This is a genomic window from Daejeonella sp., assembly GCF_030684675.1.
GTDB lineage: Bacteria > Bacteroidota > Bacteroidia > Sphingobacteriales > Sphingobacteriaceae > Daejeonella.
The window spans coordinates 15,616-36,354 of sequence record NZ_JAUXXZ010000004.1 but is presented as its reverse complement, the minus strand read 5'-3'; the positions used below and the strand labels follow the sequence as shown (position 1 = coordinate 36,354).

Here is a 20,739-nt window from a genome sequence, read left to right as displayed (position 1 = left end):
GACTTTACTAACAGTGTAGCTCTCTTTTACAGGGGATGGTTTAATCTGCTACCTATCACCCAATAATATGCTCACTAACACCTACAATGTTGAATCTTTCAGCGCAGGGTTGCGCAACAAGCACTAGAGCACCGGGCTATTAAACGTTACGGCTATCCCGGGGCTTCGTCAAAGAATTTATGACATGACCAGTACGGTCGCTCAATAGGCCCCAGCTTTAGCTGGGGTTAACGTTTTGTTCGTTTTCGGGCCAGTCCGAACGGAGTTCATCCGGGCGGGCTTCAGCCTAATATTCAGCGAGATGTGAGGAAAATTACATTGGGCTTTAGACCAATCCGAAAACTGAATCTTCATCCGGACCTAAAGCACCGGGCTATACCGTTGTACTGATTTTCAACTCTTTCAATTGCTCATCAGCAATCGTAGAAGGGGAATCAATCATAACATCCCGGCCAGAGTTATTTTTAGGGAAGGCGATAACATCGCGGATAGAATCCAATCCGGCGAAGATTGAAACCAGCCTGTCAAATCCAAAGGCAATTCCGCCATGCGGTGGAGCACCATATTCAAAAGCATCGAGTAAAAATCCAAATTGTTTTTGAGCCTCCTCTACACTGAAACCAAGGTGCTTAAACATCAATGACTGAAGTTCCCGGTCGTGTATACGAATTGAACCACCACCGATCTCAGTACCGTTTACCACCATATCATAAGCATTTGCACGTACCTGTCCCGGATTGGTATCCAGCATCGCAATATCCTCAGGTTTTGGCGAAGTAAAAGGATGATGCATCGCATGATATCTGCCACTCTCTTCATCCCACTCTAAAAGAGGAAAGTCCAGCACCCATAGCGGGGCAAAGGTATCTTTGTCACGCAGGCTCAAACGATTTCCCATTTCCAGGCGAAGTTCACTTAATTGCTTACGAACCTTATCGGTTTGTCCTGCCATAATCAGGATCAGGTCACCTGGTTCAGAATTAAAAGCTTCAGACCATTTCTTCAAATCATTCTCATTGTAGAATTTATCCACTGATGATTTTAAGCTTCCATCAGCGCCATGACGTAAATAAATCAGGCCCGTAGCACCAATTTGTGGGCGTTTGATAAAATCAGTGAGTTCGTCAAGCTGCTTTCTGGTATACTCAGCGCAAGCTTTGGCATTGATGCCTATAACAAGTTCTGCATTATCAAAAACTGGAAAAGTGGCCTCTCCCCCGCCTCTCCAGAGGAGAGGAGCCTCAGACGGAGGTAAATTAATATTCTTAAGCTCCACAAATTTCATGTCGAAGCGGGTATCAGGCTTATCAGAGCCATATAAACGCATCGCATCAGCATACTGCATTCTGGGAACTTCTGCAAGATCAATACCTTTGACATTTTTGAATAAGGTTCTGATAAGTCCTTCAAAAACATTTAAAATATCTTCCTGCTCAATGAATGCCATTTCGCAATCTATTTGAGTGAATTCCGGCTGCCTGTCTGCACGAAGATCCTCATCCCGGAAACATTTTACAATCTGAAAATATCTGTCGAAACCAGAAACCATCAGCAATTGCTTAAAGGTTTGAGGGGATTGAGGCAAAGCATAAAATTCACCTGGATTCATACGACTGGGAACCACAAAATCGCGTGCACCTTCAGGCGTTGATTTAATTAATACCGGGGTCTCTACTTCAATGAAATCCATGCCATCGAGGTATTTTCTTACCTCCTGAGCCATTTTATGTCTTAAAACCAGGTTATTTCTAACGGGGTTACGGCGTAAATCCAGATAACGGTATTTCAATCTCAGGTCATCACCACCATCAGTTTCATCTTCAATCAAAAAGGGAGGAAGTTTGGCTGCATTAAGAAGTTCAAGTTTCGAAACCTTAATCTCAACTTCACCTGTAGCTATTTTCAGATTCTTGTTTGAGCGCTCAATAACTTTACCGCTAACTTTAATGACATACTCCCGACCAAGTTCACGTGCCTGCGCTCTCATTTCCGCATTATCGTCTGAATTGAAAGTAAGTTGCGTGATTCCGTAACGGTCGCGCATATCAATAAAAGTCATTCCTCCAAGATCGCGCGATTTCTGCACCCATCCGGTTAGAGTTACTTCCCTGTTCAAATCAGCTATGGTTAGTTCGCCGCAAGTATGTGTTCTTAGCATAATTTTGTTCTAATCCGCAAAAGTACAGTTTTTAGAAAAATGATAAGTAAATTATTGATTTTTTGTAAAAACGATATAATATCTCGTCCAAAAGATGGTTTTCAAGCTATTTTTTATGAAAAACTTATAAAAAACGCAAATAAAAGAGTAATCAAAACAATTGCCGAAACTATACTTTGAAGCAGTAATGAGATATTCATCGTCAATCTCAGGCTTCCTAATCCAATTAGAATTAGCTTTTGAATACCAAAGAATAAAAGAACGTAAAATCCCAGAAAAAACAGATTGTCAAACTCAGAAATCCCGGCGAAGTTGTATTTACCTTCGTCTATATAAAAAAAATAGAGCGTTAGAATGACTGAAATTAATAAAGGAAAGACCAGTTCAGGCTTGATTCTTAACATTATTGATTTCATCATACATTATTTGATTTGCACTAAAATATCAATTTTTCTATATATTTGCCTCATCAACAGGGGTGCCTTGTTTGCGAAATCAAACACAAAAACAGGCTGAGAATATACCCATCTGAGAAGTTGAGAGTTGAAAGTTGAGAGTTGAGAGTTTCCGTACGGAACTTTTAGCTTTACGCTTTTTCCTTTCAGCTTACAGAGCACCTGATCCGGATAATGCCGGCGTAGGGAGGTACAAGTTAATAAGCTGCATATAACCCCATTATGCAGGATTTTTAACTAAAAAAATAATTCAAATTGAAAAAGTTATTAATTATCGCTTTAGCGATTCTGATGCCTGCTTTGGCTTCAGCTCAATTTTCTATTACAGGAAAAATTTCAGAAAAAATTTCAGGTTCGGCACTCAGAGCTGCCAGTGTAAGTTTAGAAGATCCGGGCTTATCAACACGTACAGATGCGAACGGAAATTACATTTTTAAAAATTTAAAGGCTGGAAATTATCGGATCAAAGTTACTTATCTAGGCTTTCAAAAACTTGAAAAATCAATCAGCATAAATGGGGATATCAATCTTGATCTTGAATTAATTTCCAATAATCTGCTGGCTGATGAAGTACTGGTCAGAGCTACCCGGGCATCCGAAAATTCGGCAAGCACCTACCGGAATATCAGTAAGGAAGAGCTTGAAAAAAACAATCTCGGACAGGATTTACCTTTTCTGTTAAATCAAACCCCATCGATTGTTGTCAGTTCGGATGCGGGGAATGGAATAGGTTATACCGGCATCCGCATCCGTGGTAGCGACCCAACCCGTTTGAATGTCACCATCAATGGTATTCCATATAATGACGCTGAAAGTCAGGGTACCTTTTGGGTGAATCTGCCGGATTTTGCCTCTTCGGTTGATAATATTCAAATCCAAAGAGGTGTAGGAACATCTACGAATGGTGCAGGCGCCTTTGGAGGCAGTTTAAATATACAAACTACCACCAAACAGGATTCGGCGTATGCAGAGCTTAATAATACTTTTGGGTCATACCAGACTGTGAAAAATACGATCAATGCCGGTACCGGCCTTATCAATAATAAATTCAGTTTTGATGGCCGATTATCCAGAATCAAGTCGGATGGGTATATAGACCGTGGTTCATCCATGCTTAAGTCCTATTTCCTAAGTGGAGCATATTATGGAAAAAAGGATCTGCTCCGTGTCAATGTTTTTTCAGGATCTGAAAAAACCTATCAGGCATGGAACGGAGTACCCGAAAACCTGCTTAAAACAAACCGGACATTTAATGGCTTCAGTTATGATGATCAGACCGATAATTATACTCAGGATCATTATCAATTCCTATATTCTCATACCTTTTCTGATAAATTTTCAGCCAATACGGCCCTACATTACACCTATGGAAGAGGCTATTACGAAGAATTTAAAGAAGATCAGAAGCTTGAAAATTATGGTATTAATCCACAAATAGTTGGAGGAAGTACCATTGCCAGAAGTGATCTGGTCAGGCGCCGTTGGCTGGATAATAATTTTTATGGCCTCACTTATTCTCTAAATTATATTCCATCAAAAGAGCTTACATTCACTTTAGGTGGAGCTTATAATGAGTATAATGGTGATCATTTCGGCGAAGTGATCCGCGGCCAGTTTATACCGCTGGCTAATACTATCACACCGTATTACAAGGGTAATGGTTTTAAAACTGATTTTAATACCTATGCCAAGGCAGATTTCGAACTTGGAAAATTGAAGTTATTTGCTGATCTACAGTACAGAAGTGTTAGTTACAGGGTGAATGGAACTGATAAGAACAGGATGGTTTTGAATCAGGAGGATCATCTGAACTTTTTCAATCCGAAATTCGGCCTGAGTTATGCTCTCAACTCCCGTAATAATTTATACGCCTCAATTGCGGTTGCCAATAAAGAACCAAACCGTGATGATTATATTAATTCTACGCCTGCTAACCGACCATCTTCAGAAAATTTACTTGATCTTGAAGCTGGGTATCGGCTTGGAGGAAACAGATTTACTGCCGGTATTAATGCTTATGCAATGATTTATAATGACCAATTGGTTCTAACAGGAAAAGTAAACGATGTGGGCGAATATATCCGTCAAAATGTCGCAGAAAGCTCTCGTTACGGTATTGAAGCTGATACCAGAATACAGATCAATAATAAATTATCCTGGGCACTTACCGCCTCAATAAGTGATAATAAGATCAAAAACTTTACAGAATATGCCGATGATTATGATAATGGGGGGCAAATTGTAAATAATTACACAAATACGGACCTCGCATTTTCTCCAAATTTCATCGGATCAGGGGAACTGAGTTTTCAAGCTTTCAAGAAAACTGAAATTGCTTTATTAAGCAAATATGTGAGTAAACAGTACCTGGATAATACCTCCAATTCACAAAGAAGCCTGGATGCGTTTTTTGTAAACGATCTGCGTTTAAGGTATAATACTTCGTTTAAAGGAATAAAAAATATCGGACTGACCCTGCTGGTGAATAATGTGTTCTCTGAACTTTACGAAGCGAATGGATACACCTTCAGTTATATGTACGGTGGTGCATTTACAACCGAGAATTATTATTACCCGCAGGCACCGCGTAATTTTTTACTTTCACTAGGTTTGAAATTTTAACAGAACGCAGACAGGGTTTATCCCGGATCAGGTCCGGGACTGTCAGCCTTAATCGGATCATCCCGGATCATCCCGGATCATCCCGGATCAAGTCCGGGACCGGGACCGGGATCGGGACCGGGACTGACAGCGTTATATCCAGATTATGAAAAAATACATCTCCAAATTCCATTACCTGACACAGGATCTTCCGCATCGAAGCCATGTTGAGCAAACGGCAATTGCCTGTAAAGCTGGGGCTAATTGGATACAGTACCGCTGTCTGACAAAATCCGATTCTGAACTTATTGAAGAACTGCATCAGGTAGCTTCGATCTGCGATGACTGGGGTGCCACCCTGATCCTGACCGATCATTATCATTTGCTGGGACAGGTTGATGCTCAGGGTGTCCATCTGGAGGATATGCAGACAGATTTTAATGAGATCCGCGAAATTATAAGTGATGAGAAGACCCTCGGAGCATCAGCAAATACCTTTGAGGATATTGAGCGTGTTTTTTCATCAGGTGTGGTGGATTATATTGGTTGTGGACCATTCTCGCTGACTAAAACCAAACCAAATGATTTCCCCTTACTGGGAATAAATGGTTATGTAGAACGGATAGCGAAAATGAAAGATACTGGCATTGAGATACCCGTTTTAGCTGTTGGAGGAATTAAAATTGATGATATAGAGCATCTTCTCAAAACCGGAATTCATGGAATTGCCGTTTCAGCAGCTGTGAATCTGGCTGATGAACCTGCAGAAGTATTCAGGGATTTTTATAAAAAGATCTATTGAAATTGAACAAGGATCAAAGAACAAAGATTAAAGTAACGTGAGTTCGAATTAAACTATCTAAGGATTAATATTTAACCACATAGATTGACTTATATTATGTTTTAAAGGAAACATAGAATGTAAATTATATAGATTGAAGCGAAGCTTCAAGGCTATCTTTGTCTAAAATGAAGGTTGGCAGCTATAAAATGCTATGTTTCTATGTGGTTTTTAAATATTATGTCGAGTTCACGTTAAAGTAATATCCCGAAAACAGACAATTCAACCAAGAACCGCAATCCTGGCTGGATTTGTCTTGAATCCTGGCTCTTGGTTCTTTACTCATTGTTCTTTGCTCTTTATTTCTATAAAATATCTAAGTTTGATGTATGTCATCCCATCATATTGTTCGCGAAAAGCAGGAACCGGCATTGCTGATTCTGAGCCTCGAAGGTTTTGAATACGAAAACCTCGGACAAATACTTGAATGGAGCCCTACAGTAATCGTACAGCAGGGTATTTATGAATTAGCCGACTCTCTTGCGTTTAAAATTGATGCCGTAATTACCCCTGACCCTCATTTTTATGCTCAGGAAAACACAAAATTGATCATTACAGATACCGATCCTGTCGAAGATGCTTTTAAATTCCTGCTTGGAGAACAATACAGTGCCGTTAATGTAATAGCCAGTGAATTTATATTAAAGGATTATGCCATTTTTGTGGATGATATTGATATCGTGGTCTTTATAGGCAATAAAAAAATATTTCCTGTGAGATCCGGATTTAGTAAATGGCAGCCCGCAGGTGAACAAATACAGATTCTTCACGAGGTTCATAATCTTCATACCAGCGGATTAAGAAGACTGGAAGATCATAAATTTGAAACCGAAAAGGATGGTTTTTATTCCCTTACTTTCGAACAACCATTTATTTTTATAGCAGAATCGATTTAAGATGAGAATCAGAAAAGCGACCGTACAGGACATTCCAGTGATCTCGGAGCTTGCAGAAAAAATCTGGTGGCCTTCCTACAGAAATATTATTTCTGACGAACAGATAAGCTTTATGTTGAAGGATATGTACTCTGAAGAAAGCTTAAAAGAGCAGATGGATTTGGGTACTGAATTCATCCTGGCTGAACGGGAAAATACACCTGTGGCATTTGCAGGATTTTCACTTACGGAACCCGGAATCTATAAACTTCATAAACTCTATGTCCTTCCTTCTGAACAAGGTAGCGGAACAGGCAAAAAACTGATCGGATATATTTCAGATTTATCCAGGGAGCAGGGTGGAAAAATCCTTGAGTTAAATGTCAACAGGGGCAATCCTGCATCGGGTTTTTACAAAAAGGCTGGATTTGATATCTACCGAACTGTAGATATCGCATACCATAATTTTGTGCTTAACGACTATGTGATGAGGAAAAACCTCTGATTTTTCAAAAATTACGGCCTGCCGCTTAATTTCGGGATCCTTTTTGGTGTATCTGTTCCGGCAACAATGCTTCTTGCACTCAATGCAATCGCTTTAATTGTTGCGTGAATATTTGTGACCTCCAGCGTTTCAAACTCATCATTCACAGTGTGATAAAACTTATCCGTATCAATCTGGTCAGTTGATATGGTATGCGCCGGAACTCCCAGAGCTGCCAGTGTAGCATTATCACTGCGGTAAAATAGATTCTGTGTTGGATAAGGATCAGGATGAAACTTAAAATCGGTTCCGGCGAGATTTTTCTGAAGAATCTCTCCAAAATCAGACCTTTCATAGCCAGTAATAAAGGCCGCATTTTTTCCGAATTTCGATTCCTTACCGATCATTTCTATGTTGAACATCGCAACAACATCATCCGGATTTAAGAGGGAAGAGAAATGACGGGCACCGAACCCTCCAACTTCTTCTGCTGTGAAAGCAACGAATATTAAAGTCCGTTCATTATTGTTCAGTTTCTTGTAGTATTTGGCCAGTGAAATTACAGCAGTAGTTCCTGAAGCATCATCATCTGCACCGTTTGCGATGGCATCACCATCAACTTCCTTAACTATTCCTAAATGATCGTAATGTGCAGAAATTAAAACCAGTTCTTTTGCTTTAGATCTGCCCGGTAGCATCCCCGCTACGTTAAACAGGGGAAGTTCTTCAATCTTATTGCTGAAACTGACCTTATATGATGCTGCATCCGATTCTCCAAGGATGAATACCGCAGCCGCAGTTTGATTTTGCTTTTCAACAATACGTCCCCGGCTACTATTATCCTTAAGGCGCTTAAACATCTGAGCATGCTGGTTATCAACCAGTACCAGAACCGGTGATTTCATCGCTGTAATTTCCCTGTATTTCTGAATGAACTGATCTCCGGAAGCAATAAGTATAACCTTGTTCCCGGAGCTTTGATCAAAACCTGAGGATGGCAGATCTGAAATAAGCAGTACATTTTGCTGATCAATTGTTTTTCCGTTTACTGTAGCCAGAATAGTTTCAGGCTTGATTCTCCTGACCATAAAATCCTGCCTGAAATCATTATCTCCATCAAGTGGTTTAAGACCAATCTGCTTAAATTCATTTTCTATAAATTTTGCAGCCTTGTCAATGCCAGGTGTAAAAGTACCCCTGCCTTCCATTTCATCAGAGGAAAGGGTTTTTATCAATCTGGCCACATCAGCCTCTTTAATGATTTGTTCAGGTTTCTGAACTGCACATGCCGTCAGAAATAAAATGGCAATAAAGCCTGATAGTTGTTTTTTCATAGTCATTTATTCAACATTGGAAGAAAAGGTCATCGCCTGAGTATTGTTAATTTCTATTTAATTTTTGATGATAGCCAGTTATTTCTAAACCCGATTTGCTTTCGGCTGCTATTGCTAATTTCTACCAGTTCAAGGGTTTCGCTTTCTTTAAGGTTTACTGTTGAATTTTTTACCTGCCCCTTACTTTCAAATACAATCGGAATATTCTGTCCGGGTTTATATTTCCTGAGAATATCATTCAACTTAACTGAATCGGACAGTTTTTGGTCCCCAACTTTCAAAATATAATCTCCCTGCTCCATCCCAGCTTCGTAAGCTGCGGTTCCTTTTAGAGTTGCGGAAGAAACCCAGTACTTACCATCTGCAGGATTAACATTTAACCTGAGATTTCCGATACTTGCCATACCGGGATTAGCTTTTCGAAGTTCCAATCCGGCATTTGCCAAAAGCTTTACATAATCATTCTTCTCAATTCCATGAATGTACCTGCGGAAAAAATCTTCAGCAAAAGCTGCATTTGTCAAATTGGCGAGTACATTTTGCAGATCCGGGATACTGTACGGAATTTCAGGTTTACCGTGGCTTTTCCAGAGTGCCTGCATATAATTATCGAGTGTTAAATCGAATTCTGAACGCAGGCGCAGATCGAGCCCCATGGCTATAAATGCCCCGTACGTATAATAAGAAGTAAAGGTATTGGCATAATTATTCCTGTCGACTGAAACTCCGGCATCCACAAAAACCGCCCGGCGGCTCATTTGAGTTGCAGAGAAACTCGCGGCACCGGGTGAATTGAGTACCCCATTCAGAATCTCCGACAGGACTTCCTGATATTGCTTTTCAGTAAGAAAACCTGCCCTTTTTAATATCAGATTCCCATAATATTGAGTAAAGCCCTCAGCAAACCAGAGCTCACTGCTCATATTAGCATGAGAAAAATTGAATGGTTCTAATGTCTTAGGACGAATCCTTTCAACATTCCAGGCATGAAAAAACTCATGAGAAAATGTACCCAGTAGATCGACCTCATTTCCGTCGATTCCCGCTTGGGTATCAGTGATTATGGTTGAATTTCTATGCTCCATTCCATCTCCTGCATTTCCGATATTCACATCTTGTAAAAAAGTATAAGTCCCATGATCAAATTTTGGTAGTTCCCCAAAGACAGCCTTAGCTTCCTTAACCATACGCTCTACCATTTTTGCATAATCGGATACAACATTCTTATTATCACCACTATGTGAACTGAGCTGAATAATTTGTTCAGTATTGTCAGTATTTCGATCTTTCCAGCTTATTAAATGATGATTCGAAAGTTCCACCGGACTATCCATAAAATAGTTCAGATCAGGTGCTGTAAAAGAATCCGTATTTTCTGTGGATTTTAATTGTGTGGCTACTTTCCAGTTATATCTGTTCAAATCATTAAACTTGATTTGGATAGATCTGTCTTTCAATGCAGGAATCCACATAAAGGTTGCAGGCATATTCAAGTGGGCATGTGTTTCATCAATTGCCATGTACGTACCATCAACCCAATTTCCGAAAATTGTGTATGTTATTTTAACAGTTTCATCATGGTTTTCCACCTGATAAACATCTCCCTCGGTTTGCCGTACTTCCAGAACACCTCCACTTCCATTGAATGCCTTTACATCATGAACATTTTTACCGAATTCATGAGTTGCATATCTTCCGGGTGAAGACCGGCTCATACGAAAGGTCAGAGCACCTGCCGGAACATCCGGAATCAGCAGTTCTACCTCAGCTTCATGATGAACAGCATTTGGAAATGAAATTTTATATTTAAGTGGTTTTTGGGCTGATAGAGTCAGTGCATTCAAAAATAACAGGAACAGAAGTATTGTCCGCATTGTATAATAATTGGTTGCTGTGAAGTTATAAAAAATAGTATTGCAATAACAAGTCCTGAATATGCTAGTGTTAAGTTAAATATATTATGACGTAATAAAAATATATTGTATATTCGTAAAACAATCAGTTATGATACGATATACAATTAAACTCAGTAAAGGAGAAGTTGAGGAATTGATGGAGATCGTAAATAAAGGTTCCCATACCTCACAAACATTCAGAACTGCTTATATTTTGCTGAACTGTGACGAGGGCAAGTACTCCGAAAAGGTGACTAACGAGCAAATTAGCAAGATTTTGAAAGTTGGGATGCGAACAATAGACAGAGTTAAGAAGAAATTTATTGACGAAGGATTTGAACCATGCCTGGAGAGACGCCCCACGACAAGGGAGTATGAAAAGAAAACTGATGGGGATGTTGAAGCAAAATTGGTAACGCTCTGTTGCAGCGACCCACCGAAAGGATTTGCTAAATGGTCCCTGCGACTCCTGGCAGACAAGATGGTTGAGTTAAAGTACGTTGAAAGTATCTCACATGTAACAGTAAGGAGCATACTAAAAAAAACGAACTTAAGCCTTGGAAAGTAAAAGGATGGGTGATCCCTCCAGAGAAGAGCAGCGAGTTTGTAGCTAATATGGAACATGTGCTGGATGTCTATAAACGACCTTATGACAAAAATTATCCGGTGATCTGCATGGATGAGTCACCAAAACAGTTAATAGATGAAACTCGTGCTTCGATTCCGATGAGGCGCGGTCAGGATGCCAGAGTAGATTATGAATACATAAGACACGGAGTAGTCAATATATTTATGGCGAACGAGCCTTTAAAAGGTAAACGCGTTGTTCGGATAACGGAATTTAAAACAAAAAAAGACTGGGCGATTTTTATGAAGGAAATTGCCGACAAACATTATCCCAAAGCAAAAAGAATAACATTGATCATGGATAACTTCAAAACGCACGCTGCATCATCCTTCTACGAAACTTTCGAACCCAAGGAAGCGAAGAGGCTTTGGGATCGGTTCGACTTCGTATTCACCCCTAAACACGGGAGCTGGCTAAATATGGCAGAAATAGAATTGCATGTTTTAAATGGTCAATGCTTGAACCGGCATATATCCTCTATCGAAGAAATAGCCGCGCAAGTTAGTGCCTGGCAAAATCAAAGAAATAATAAAATCTGTAAAATAAATTGGCAGTTCACAAATAAAGAAGCACGAGTGAAATTGAAAAGACTTTATCCGTCAATTGAGAATTAACATAACACTAGCTTAAATCACTCTCCAATTCAACAGATTTCTCTTCGCGTTTAATTTAATTCTAATAATAACAATTGTTTTCGCTCATCGAAATGACGGGTAGGATTTGTCCGGATATGATCCGTCATTTCGAACACATCGGTAGTATTTTCTTCTTAAGCTTGGAATTCGCGGTGTGGAGAAATCTGTTGATGGTGGGCAGTGCTTTTGACTTTGAGATTTCTCTTCGCGTTTAAAATATTTCTAAGAACAATAATTCTCTTCGCTCATCGAAATGACGGGCTCGGATCCGTCATTTCGAACACAGCGGTATTATTTTCTTCTTAAGGTTGGAATTCGCAGTGTGGAGAAATCTGTTGATGTCAGGCAGTGCTTTTAACTCTGAGATTTCTCTTCGCGTTAATAGTATTTCTAAGTAAAACAATTCCTTTCGCTCATCGAAATGACGGGACTATGCTTTTGCAGGCTCCGGATTTTTATTTCTCGTTTCTGTATAGATCGCATAAGCCAATCCCAGAATAAGCAGGATAGAAGCTATAAGTGAAATAGTCTCTCCTGTATAATAGGATGTCGGTTCGAATTTAAATTCGAGTTTATGGTTTCCTCCGGGCAATTGTGCAGCTCTTAAAAGATAGTCCGCTCTGAAATAAGGAATTTTTTCTCCGTCAACATAAGCATTCCAGCCTTTATCATACCATATTTCTGAAAATACCGCAAGGGCATCACGACCGGAGGAGTATTCATAAGTCATATGATCAGGATGGTAATTTGTGAGTCTGATGAAAGCATTTCCATCATAACCAACCTTTTTTATATCGATTAGCGGCTTAAACTCTTCATGAACAACCATTACCTTTTTTGGATCGAAGCTGCTAATAGCGAGCATTTCTTCATCAGCACTTTTGACATATTCTACATTCTGAACAAACCAGGCATTTCCCGCAGCTGTAGAGCGGTTTACCATGGTTTCTTTCTGGCCGTTTTGATCAGAAGTAATCAGATATTTGGTATTCAGCATATCCAGAACATCTTCATTGATTGCCCCATTGAATTGTTTATCCAATACTTCCTGATATCTCTTCAATTTTGCTGCATGATAGCCACCGATACTTTTATGGAAGTAAGATGGAATGGAATTCGAAAATGGATTTCCGGAGGCAAGATCAAGGACACGATAATAAGATCCATCCCGTTGAATGAGTTGATCTACATCCCTTGTCTTGAACTGTTGAGCTAGCACACTCTTATCTACAAATTTTTCATTATTCAGATAACGTCTGTCGATATTCCACATATCAACCAAAATCACTGCAGCCAGAATTATAAAGGTGACCTGTGGGTTCATTTTCTTTCTGATCAATGCCCAGATTAACCCTGCCCCAACCAGAACGAAGAAAAGAGAACGTAATGCATCCATTCTTGCCAGACTTATTCTGTCATCAACCAGGGCTTTGGCAATTGAATCTGCAAATGCCCGGTCTCCATTGGTTACCTGAGTTAGTTGCTCAATAAACGCATTATGATTCTGTGTTTTGAAATCCAGTAATACCGTTGGAACGGCAATAAGGATTAACAAGAGTCCGCCGGTGATGTATAAACTATTTAAAAGGCTTTTGTTCAGTTTTTTAGGATCTTCTGTGTGGAATGCAACTTCTTTTACAGCAAGAATAGCCAGTACCGGGATTAGAAATGCGGTAATAACCAGGATAGATTCAACGGCCCTGAATTTATTGTAGAGCGGGAAATAATCAAAAAACAGGTCAGAAAGGAAGGGAAGGTGCCTTCCAAAGGATAGTATCAGACACAAAAGACTTGCACTCAGGATCCACCATTTTATTCTGTTTTTTACGATAAACAAACCGAGAACGAAGAGGAAGCAGATGATCGCTCCAAAATACCAGGGACCGGAAGTGAATTGTTTATCTCCCCAGTAGGTACTTAGCCCAATCTGCGATAATTGCTGCATAGCAGGTAAAAGCTGTTCTGCAGGAATACCTTTAGTAGTTAAAGTTTTTGCAACTTCTGAATTCTCATCCAGATTTCCTGCCCCGGATGCACCTCCATAAGCGTTTGGCACCAGAAATGTCAGACTTTCACCAAGTCCCTGACTCCATTGATAAGCATATTCACGGTCAAGTCCATTATTAGGCTCCGACTTTTCAGTTTTTAAATTTGATTTTCCGCGGATAGTTTCTGCCCCATATTCATAGCTTGTCAAGAGCATCCCTGCATTTACAGCAATTGCAAGCAAAGCTGCTACAGCCAGGTATCCAAAGGATTTCAGAAAATCCTGAGTGGTTTTTGTTTTAACTGCATGATAAAGTTCAATACCAACATAAATAAGCAAGGCAATAAACAGATAATAGGTCATCTGAATATGGTTGGTTCTGATCTCAATAGCAAGGAATAAAGCTGTTAAGACTGCACCAGTAAGGTATTGCCTGCGAAAAGCCATAATAATTCCCGCAAGAATTGGAGGAAAAAATGCAATTGCCATAGCTTTATTGCTGTGACCGGCATCGATGATCTGGAAATTGTATGATGAAAATGCAAATGCGATAGCGCCAGCGGCTGCAAGCCATGGGTTCATTCTTAAAACGCAGAACAATAGATAGGCACCTAAGAGATAAAGCAGAACGGTATCAATCGGATTCGGGAAAACAGTTTTAAAGAATGAGATCACATAGGTTGTCACATTGTTTGGATACTGAACCCATATTTGAAAGGCTGGCATACCGCCAAACATGGAATTGGTCCACAAAGGTCCTTTTCCATCCTTTGCCCTAACGTCCATGATCTCTTTTTGCATTCCCTGAGCCATGAGAACATCGCTCTGATAGAGGGCTTTACCCTGCAATGCCGGACTGAAATACACAAAACATAAGGCGATAAATATTCCTATAATGGCCAGATGTACCCCATTGCGTTTAAACCAGTTATTCATTCTGCTTAAATTAGTTGAATGCCAAAAATAGAAAAAAGCTTAAACCTGCAAGGCTTGTTATTGAGCTTTATGAAAATAAATCTCAAATATTGGGTAATTCGGGCAAAATAGGAAGCAGAACGGTTGAATAAACTGATCAGGAATTAAAAAAATAGCTTAGGTAAAAAGAAAATCAAGGAGTTTTGATTTCCTCATATTCTACAAAGTCTCCAGCCTGATCACCGCGATTTTTTTCTTTTGGTGGCATATAATCTACCTTGATGCGACCATCCGGATTTTGGTTATGTTGTTGCTGATAACGTTGATTAGCCTGATTTTGTGCTTTTGTCATCATTTTTTGAAATGCGATTGGTAAAAGCACACGGGCTATCATTTTGATCAGCCAGAGAATACAAATGGTTATGAATAAAAACTTTAAAATTGCCATGATAACAAAATATAATACTCAAATATAGACGTTAATTTTTTTAAAATGTTTCAAACTGAAGTAAATGTTACATTGGAATTACGCTTAGAGAGAATTAGCAACCCGATAGCTATCGGGTGGGAATGGAGTTTAAATTGAGCTCAATGGGTTTAACAGATTTATGGGAATATCTCCACAACCCTGCCTACCTGTCCGTCTTCAAGTCTCACTTTAATGCCTCTGGAATGAAAAACTGCACTTGTTAGCAGTGCCTGAACAATTCCCCTGGTTCGGGCTCCGGAGCGTTGGTCTTTTTTAAGGATTATGTCAACTTCCAGTCCGGGATAAATGTCTTTTCTGTTTTTGCCGTCCATTATTAGTTGTCTGTTGCCTGTTGTCACCCGATAGCTATCGGGTTGTCCGTGAATTGGTGGTTAATAGAAATTTGATAGTCAAATGGAAGTTAATTGTCAAAAATTAACTTTTCAACTCTCTACCAGATTTTATCGGGTTTCAACTTACTAAGTTCCCTCTCCGCGAAGGGCGAATCGGGATGACATCCGTTTAATATCAAATTTTTAATTTAAAGGTTTCAATTTTTTCATTTTCAATTCTCCACTCTCCCCTCTCAATTATTTAAACCTCTCCTCCATCACCCTCTCCAGTGCAAACATCTCATCTCTTAGTTTAGCTGCGAGAAGGAAGTCCATTTCTTTGGCGGCAAGTGCCATATCCTTTTTCGTTTTATCAATAGATTTCTGTAATTCGGATTTGGTCATGTATTGAACAATAGGATCAGCGGCTAGATTGTCGGTCATTTCCTTCTCGATGTAAGCTTTCTGAACACCACCTTTAAAATCCATTACTGAAGTCTGCTCGATGATGGCTTCACGGGATTTTCCAACTGTTGTTGGTGTAATACCATGTTTAGTATTGTATGCGATCTGTTTCTCTCTCCTTCTATTGGTTTCTTCAATGGTGACACGCATACTATTGGTGATTTTATCAGCGTACATGATTACCCGACCGCGGTCATTTCGGGCAGCGCGGCCAATTGTTTGAATCAAAGATCGTTCAGAGCGAAGAAATCCTTCTTTATCAGCGTCCAGAATAGCTACTAATGATACTTCCGGAAGATCCAAACCTTCACGCAGCAGGTTTATCCCAATTAAGACATCAATTACTCCAAGCCTCAGATCTCTTAGAATCTCAACCCTTTCCATTGTTTTTACCTCAGAATGAATATATCTTACCTTAATTCCGAGACGGTTCATATACTTGGTAAGCTCTTCAGACATCCTTTTGGTCAAGGTGGTAACAAGTATCCTGTCACCTAGTTTGACGGTTTTATCAATCTCATCAAGGAGGTCGTCTACCTGATTTACAACTGGCCGAATCTCAATTTCCGGATCCAAGAGTCCAGTGGGCCGGATCACCTGCTCAACAAATACCCCTTCAGTTTGCTCCAATTCGTAATCGCCGGGAGTGGCACTTACATAAATGGTCTGTGGGGCAAGTTTTTCAAATTCATTGAAGTTTAGGGGACGGTTATCCAGAGCCGCCGGCAAGCGGAAACCATAATCTACCAGAGAGATTTTTCTGGAACGGTCGCCTCCATACATTGCCCTGATTTGTGGAACGGTAACATGACTTTCATCAATCACCATCAGATAATCATCCGGGAAATAATCCAGCAAACAGAACGGGCGCATTCCAGGGGTTCTTCCATCAAAAAAGCGGGAGTAATTTTCGATTCCACTGCAATAACCAAGCTCCCGGATCATCTCCAGGTCATAGTTAACCCGCTCTTCGAGTCTTTTAGCTTCTAAAAATCGTTTTTCATCTATAAACTGCTGTTTACGGTTTTCAAGTTCTTCCTGAATAGCCCAGATGGATTGGGTAAGCCTTTCTTTTGGGGTGACAAATAAATTCGCCGGGAAAACGGCCAGATGATCCATTTTCTCTAATGTTTTTCCTGATGCCGGATCAATTGTGCTCAGCTCTTCGATATCGTCGCCATAAAAAGAAACCCGGTAGGCAAAATCCATGTAGGCCGGGTAGATATCTACGGTGTCACCCTTCACCCTAAATGTCCCGCGACGGAAATCCACTGTTGTTCTGGAATACAGTATTTCGACCAGGCGGTGAAGAAAAGCATTCCGGCTGATCTTTGTGCCAACAGCAAAGCGGAATATTGAATTTGAAAAATCCTCCGGATTTCCCATACCATAAATGCAGGAAATGGATGATACCACAATGATATCACGCCTTCCCGACATAAGTGAAGAGGTAGTGCGCAGCCTTAGTTTTTCAATCTCCTCATTAATCTGAAGATCCTTTTCAATGTAGGTGTTCGATGAGGCTATATAAGCTTCAGGCTGATAATAATCATAATAGGAAACGAAGTAATTCACCGCATTCTCCGGAAAGAATTGCTTGAATTCTCCATAAAGCTGGGCTGCAAGGGTTTTATTGTGGCTAAGTACCAGCATTGGCTTTTGCGTTTGCTGCACCACATTGGCAATGGTAAAGGTTTTACCAGAACCTGTCACACCCAGCAGGGTCTGATAATGCTCTCCTGCATTAACACCTTCAACTAATTGTCTTATCGCCTCAGGTTGGTCGCCAGTGGGATAATATTCTGAAGTGAGTTTGAATTCCATAGGATGGCGCAAAGATAGCAAAGAAGTGTTTTAATTAGAGAACCGATTGCTATCGAGTTGAGCTAATGATTAAATTAGCAACCCGATGGCCTTCGTGTGGAGGATGTTGCTTATGGTACGGTGATAACACCAACCAAAGGGAATTCTTAAGCAATCGAAACCTGTCATCCTGATCCGCCCTGGGCGGAGAAGGAACTTAGCAGACTGAAGCAAAATTTGACTAACTCAGCGAAGTTCCCTCCCGCGAAGGGCGGATCGGCCTTGCCTGCCGGCAGGGATTACATCCTACCTCGACAAATTGACAAATCAACTCATTGACAAATTATCCATGATTTGGTAAGTCAGGAATTATATGAATCAAACTAATCAAAAAAATCTTCCCTGGCGCAGGTCTATGCATTTCAATATTTAATTACTATCTTGCTGATAACCAGTGCAAACCATCATGAAAAATCTTTCGGGTAAATCAGGGATAATAATATTTACGCTATTAATTGTTGCTTTACTATTCCTTGTGTTCCGTCCGATCCCGGTCAACAGAGAGAACTCTATTGTTATCAATACGACAGTAGACAGAGTTACTGAAGGTTCCGGGGATAATGTAATCCTTAAGCTCAATAACACGAGTGGAGTTTTTTATATCAATCATGGACTGCAGAAGGGACTCAATCTGGATACCCTGCAGAAGGAATTGCAAAACCGTGAAGTCAGCGTACTTTATTTAAAATCCAATTTCTTTAGCGGTTTTAGTCCGGTGAAAGGCACCAAATATATAACCGAACTAAAATTAGGGGATAAGGTAATTTATTCGGAATTATAGTATTATCTTTTGTCTGAACTGTGATTCAGGTGATTTATATGATTATTATGATAGCATGAATCAAACAAACAATCACTCTAATCATAAAAATCACAGTTCAGACAAAATGAGGTATATCAAACCCCCTCCCTCAACCTCTCTCCAAACTCATCCGGCAGCGGACTCTCTTCAATTCCTTTTACTGCTTTATCAACATCATAATCAAAACGAATGAATTCTACATTAATGGGATTAATATCATCCAGAGTAAGCATCACATAACATCCCTGCGGATTCCCATCTTTGGGTTTTCCAACCGAGCCGATATTGATCACCTGTTTATCCCGACTGATAATCCGGTGATAGGGTTTATGAGAATGCCCGACACATAAGATATTGGCACCCGATTCATTCATCAGTTCTGTCACATACACTGAATCGGTATTTTCAAGAACATATTCATCAACACTTCTGGGACTACCATGAACCATCAATACATTAAACTCCTGATCATGTAGTTTAAATTCCAGTTTAATATGCGATGGGAGGTTTTGAAGATAGGCTCTGTTTTCGGGTTCAATGATATGATAGGCATAATCTTTTCCGGAGGTAGCCAATTCCTCTTTTGTGATTTGAGGCAGTGCTTTAACTTTCAGATCATGATTTCCAATCAGCGTCGCAATCCCCCGCTTCCTGATCTCATTGATAATTTCATTTGGCCATACATTATAGCCCACCAGATCGCCGAGGCAGTAAATTGCATCCGCTTTTCTGCTATCCAGATCCTTTAAAAATGCGTCAAATGCCGGAAGATTGGCATGAATATCTGAGAAAAGGGCAATCTTCATTCAATACTAGCTACAGGTTTGTAATATTTTTTCCGAAGCCAGAATGCGACATTAACCAACGCGATCAATGCCGGTACTTCTACCAGCGGACCGATTACTCCGGCAAAGGCCTGACCCGAGTTAATTCCAAATACCCCAATTGCGACTGCAATGGCTAACTCAAAGTTATTGCCGGCTGATGTAAAAGCAATGGATGCATTTTTAGAATAGTCAGCTCCCAAAGCCTTTCCGAAAAAGAAGCTCACAAGGAACATAACGGCAAAGTAAATGACGAGAGGTATCGCAATCCTGACAACATCAAAAGGGATTTGTACGATTAATTCACCCTTTAAACTAAACATAACCAGAATTGTGAAAAGTAAGGCGATCAGCGTGATTGGTGAGATGAATGGGATGAACTTCTTTTCGTACCATTCTTCGCCTTTAATTCGAATCAGGCCATAGCGGCTGATTACTCCTGCTGCAAAGGGTAAACCAAGATAGATCCCGACTGATTTAGCGATTTCTCCGATCGTGATATTCACTTCTGAGCCCTCAAAACCAAAGACCGGGAGCAGGAGTGTGATAAATACATAGGCATAAACACTGTACAAAAACACCTGGAAAATGCTGTTTAAGGCAACTAAACCGGCGGCATATTCCCTGCTTCCATCTGCAAGTTCATTCCACACAATCACCATTGCGATGCAGCGCGCAAGTCCGATTAAGATTAAACCAACCATGTATTCAGGCTTATCAGCGAGAAAAGTTATCGCAAGAAAAAACATAAGTACCGGTCCGATGATCCAGTTCAGAATCAGGGAAGCACTCAGCACCTTTGTATTACGGAACACTTCTCCAAGGTTCTCATATTTTACCTTCGCGAGGGGCGGGTACATCATCAGGATTAATCCGATAGCTAAGGGAATGTTTGTTGTCCCGCTCGAATAGGAATTAATAAACCCGGCACCCGAAGGGATAAAATAGCCTATCCCTACACCTGCTGCCATCGCAAGGAATATCCATATGGTTAAGTAGCGGTCGAGAAAGCCTAGTTTCTTTCGTTGATGCGCAGGAGCGCAGTTTGTTGCTGACATGGTGGTTTTGGTTATGGATGCATTTACTAATTACCATCCCGATAGCTTCAGGGTCGGGATTTCCGTGTAAACAATTCTATAAACATTTGACCGCCCTGGGCGGTCAGTAGCAAAATTC

The 20,739-nt window shown here is 40.2% G+C and carries 16 protein-coding genes; 6 read left to right on the top strand and 10 right to left on the bottom strand.

Annotated features, from left to right (window positions below; all coding sequences use genetic code 11):
• Nucleotides 1-373: 373 nt before the first annotated feature.
• Both aspS and Q8M41_RS00325 read right to left on the bottom strand, forming a co-directional pair.
• Complete coding sequence (gene aspS / locus Q8M41_RS00330) at nucleotides 374-2,158, bottom strand: aspartate--tRNA ligase (RefSeq protein ID WP_305363236.1); 1,785 nt, start codon at nucleotides 2,156-2,158, stop codon at nucleotides 374-376.
• A gap of 113 nt (nucleotides 2,159-2,271) precedes the next feature.
• Nucleotides 2,272-2,577: a hypothetical protein gene (locus Q8M41_RS00325; RefSeq protein ID WP_305363235.1), complete on the bottom strand. Its 306-nt coding sequence runs from the start codon at nucleotides 2,575-2,577 to the stop codon at nucleotides 2,272-2,274.
• A 291-nt stretch (nucleotides 2,578-2,868) separates the two neighbouring features.
• On the opposite strand from Q8M41_RS00325, the gene Q8M41_RS00320 reads away from it, so the two are divergent.
• From Q8M41_RS00320 to Q8M41_RS00305, 4 genes are all read left to right on the top strand, one after another.
• Entirely contained in the window at nucleotides 2,869-5,235 is a 2,367-nt protein-coding gene (locus tag Q8M41_RS00320) for a TonB-dependent receptor (protein ID WP_370870405.1), read from the top strand.
• A 145-nt stretch (nucleotides 5,236-5,380) separates the two neighbouring features.
• A complete protein-coding gene (locus tag Q8M41_RS00315) occupies nucleotides 5,381-6,016 on the top strand; it encodes a thiamine phosphate synthase (RefSeq protein WP_305363234.1) in 636 nt (211 codons plus the stop codon).
• A 368-nt stretch (nucleotides 6,017-6,384) separates the two neighbouring features.
• Nucleotides 6,385-6,951, top strand: a complete 567-nt coding sequence (locus tag Q8M41_RS00310) for a thiamine pyrophosphokinase (protein WP_305363233.1) — start codon at nucleotides 6,385-6,387, stop codon at nucleotides 6,949-6,951.
• A gap of 1 nt (nucleotide 6,952) precedes the next feature.
• Nucleotides 6,953-7,435: a GNAT family N-acetyltransferase gene (locus Q8M41_RS00305; protein ID WP_305363232.1), complete on the top strand. Its 483-nt coding sequence runs from the start codon at nucleotides 6,953-6,955 to the stop codon at nucleotides 7,433-7,435.
• A gap of 11 nt (nucleotides 7,436-7,446) precedes the next feature.
• Here the strand turns inward: Q8M41_RS00305 and Q8M41_RS00300 are convergent, their stop codons facing one another.
• On the bottom strand, nucleotides 7,447-8,748 hold the full coding sequence (locus tag Q8M41_RS00300) for a M20/M25/M40 family metallo-hydrolase (RefSeq protein ID WP_305363231.1): 1,302 nt from the start codon (nucleotides 8,746-8,748) through the stop codon (nucleotides 7,447-7,449).
• A 53-nt stretch (nucleotides 8,749-8,801) separates the two neighbouring features.
• On the bottom strand, nucleotides 8,802-10,622 hold the full coding sequence (locus Q8M41_RS00295) for a M61 family metallopeptidase (RefSeq protein WP_305363230.1): 1,821 nt from the start codon (nucleotides 10,620-10,622) through the stop codon (nucleotides 8,802-8,804).
• Between the two features lie 130 nt (nucleotides 10,623-10,752).
• On the opposite strand from Q8M41_RS00295, the gene Q8M41_RS00290 reads away from it, so the two are divergent.
• Nucleotides 10,753-11,885, top strand: a protein-coding gene (locus Q8M41_RS00290) for an IS630 family transposase (RefSeq protein WP_304761003.1) whose coding sequence is annotated in 2 segments (ribosomal slippage) — nucleotides 10,753-11,176 and nucleotides 11,176-11,885 — 1,134 coding nt in all. Because the reading frame shifts where the segments join, the coding sequence is not laid out codon by codon here.
• 451 nt (nucleotides 11,886-12,336) lie between these two features.
• Here the strand turns inward: Q8M41_RS00290 and Q8M41_RS00285 are convergent.
• From Q8M41_RS00285 to uvrB, 4 genes are all read right to left on the bottom strand, one after another.
• A complete protein-coding gene (locus tag Q8M41_RS00285; protein WP_305363229.1) occupies nucleotides 12,337-14,829 on the bottom strand; it encodes a YfhO family protein in 2,493 nt (830 codons plus the stop codon).
• 172 nt (nucleotides 14,830-15,001) lie between these two features.
• On the bottom strand, nucleotides 15,002-15,256 hold the full coding sequence (locus tag Q8M41_RS00280; protein ID WP_305363228.1) for a DUF4834 family protein: 255 nt from the start codon (nucleotides 15,254-15,256) through the stop codon (nucleotides 15,002-15,004).
• A gap of 158 nt (nucleotides 15,257-15,414) precedes the next feature.
• Nucleotides 15,415-15,609, bottom strand: a complete 195-nt coding sequence (locus tag Q8M41_RS00275) for a YwbE family protein (protein WP_305363227.1) — start codon at nucleotides 15,607-15,609, stop codon at nucleotides 15,415-15,417.
• A gap of 258 nt (nucleotides 15,610-15,867) precedes the next feature.
• Entirely contained in the window at nucleotides 15,868-17,898 is a 2,031-nt protein-coding gene (uvrB, locus tag Q8M41_RS00270; RefSeq protein WP_305363226.1) for an excinuclease ABC subunit UvrB, read from the bottom strand.
• 445 nt (nucleotides 17,899-18,343) lie between these two features.
• On the opposite strand from uvrB, the gene Q8M41_RS00265 reads away from it, so the two are divergent.
• A complete protein-coding gene (locus Q8M41_RS00265) occupies nucleotides 18,344-18,718 on the top strand; it encodes a hypothetical protein (RefSeq protein ID WP_305363225.1) in 375 nt (124 codons plus the stop codon).
• Nucleotides 18,719-18,834: 116 nt separating this feature from the next.
• Here Q8M41_RS00265 and Q8M41_RS00260 read toward each other — a convergent pair whose 3' ends face one another.
• Nucleotides 18,835-19,545 carry a metallophosphoesterase gene (locus Q8M41_RS00260; protein WP_305363224.1) on the bottom strand — a complete coding sequence of 237 codons (711 nt, stop codon included), beginning with the start codon at nucleotides 19,543-19,545 and terminating at the stop codon, nucleotides 18,835-18,837.
• On the bottom strand, nucleotides 19,542-20,621 hold the full coding sequence (gene arsB, locus Q8M41_RS00255; protein WP_305363223.1) for an ACR3 family arsenite efflux transporter: 1,080 nt from the start codon (nucleotides 20,619-20,621) through the stop codon (nucleotides 19,542-19,544). The genes Q8M41_RS00260 and arsB overlap by 4 nt, the downstream gene beginning before the upstream one ends.
• Nucleotides 20,622-20,739: the final 118 nt, after the last annotated feature.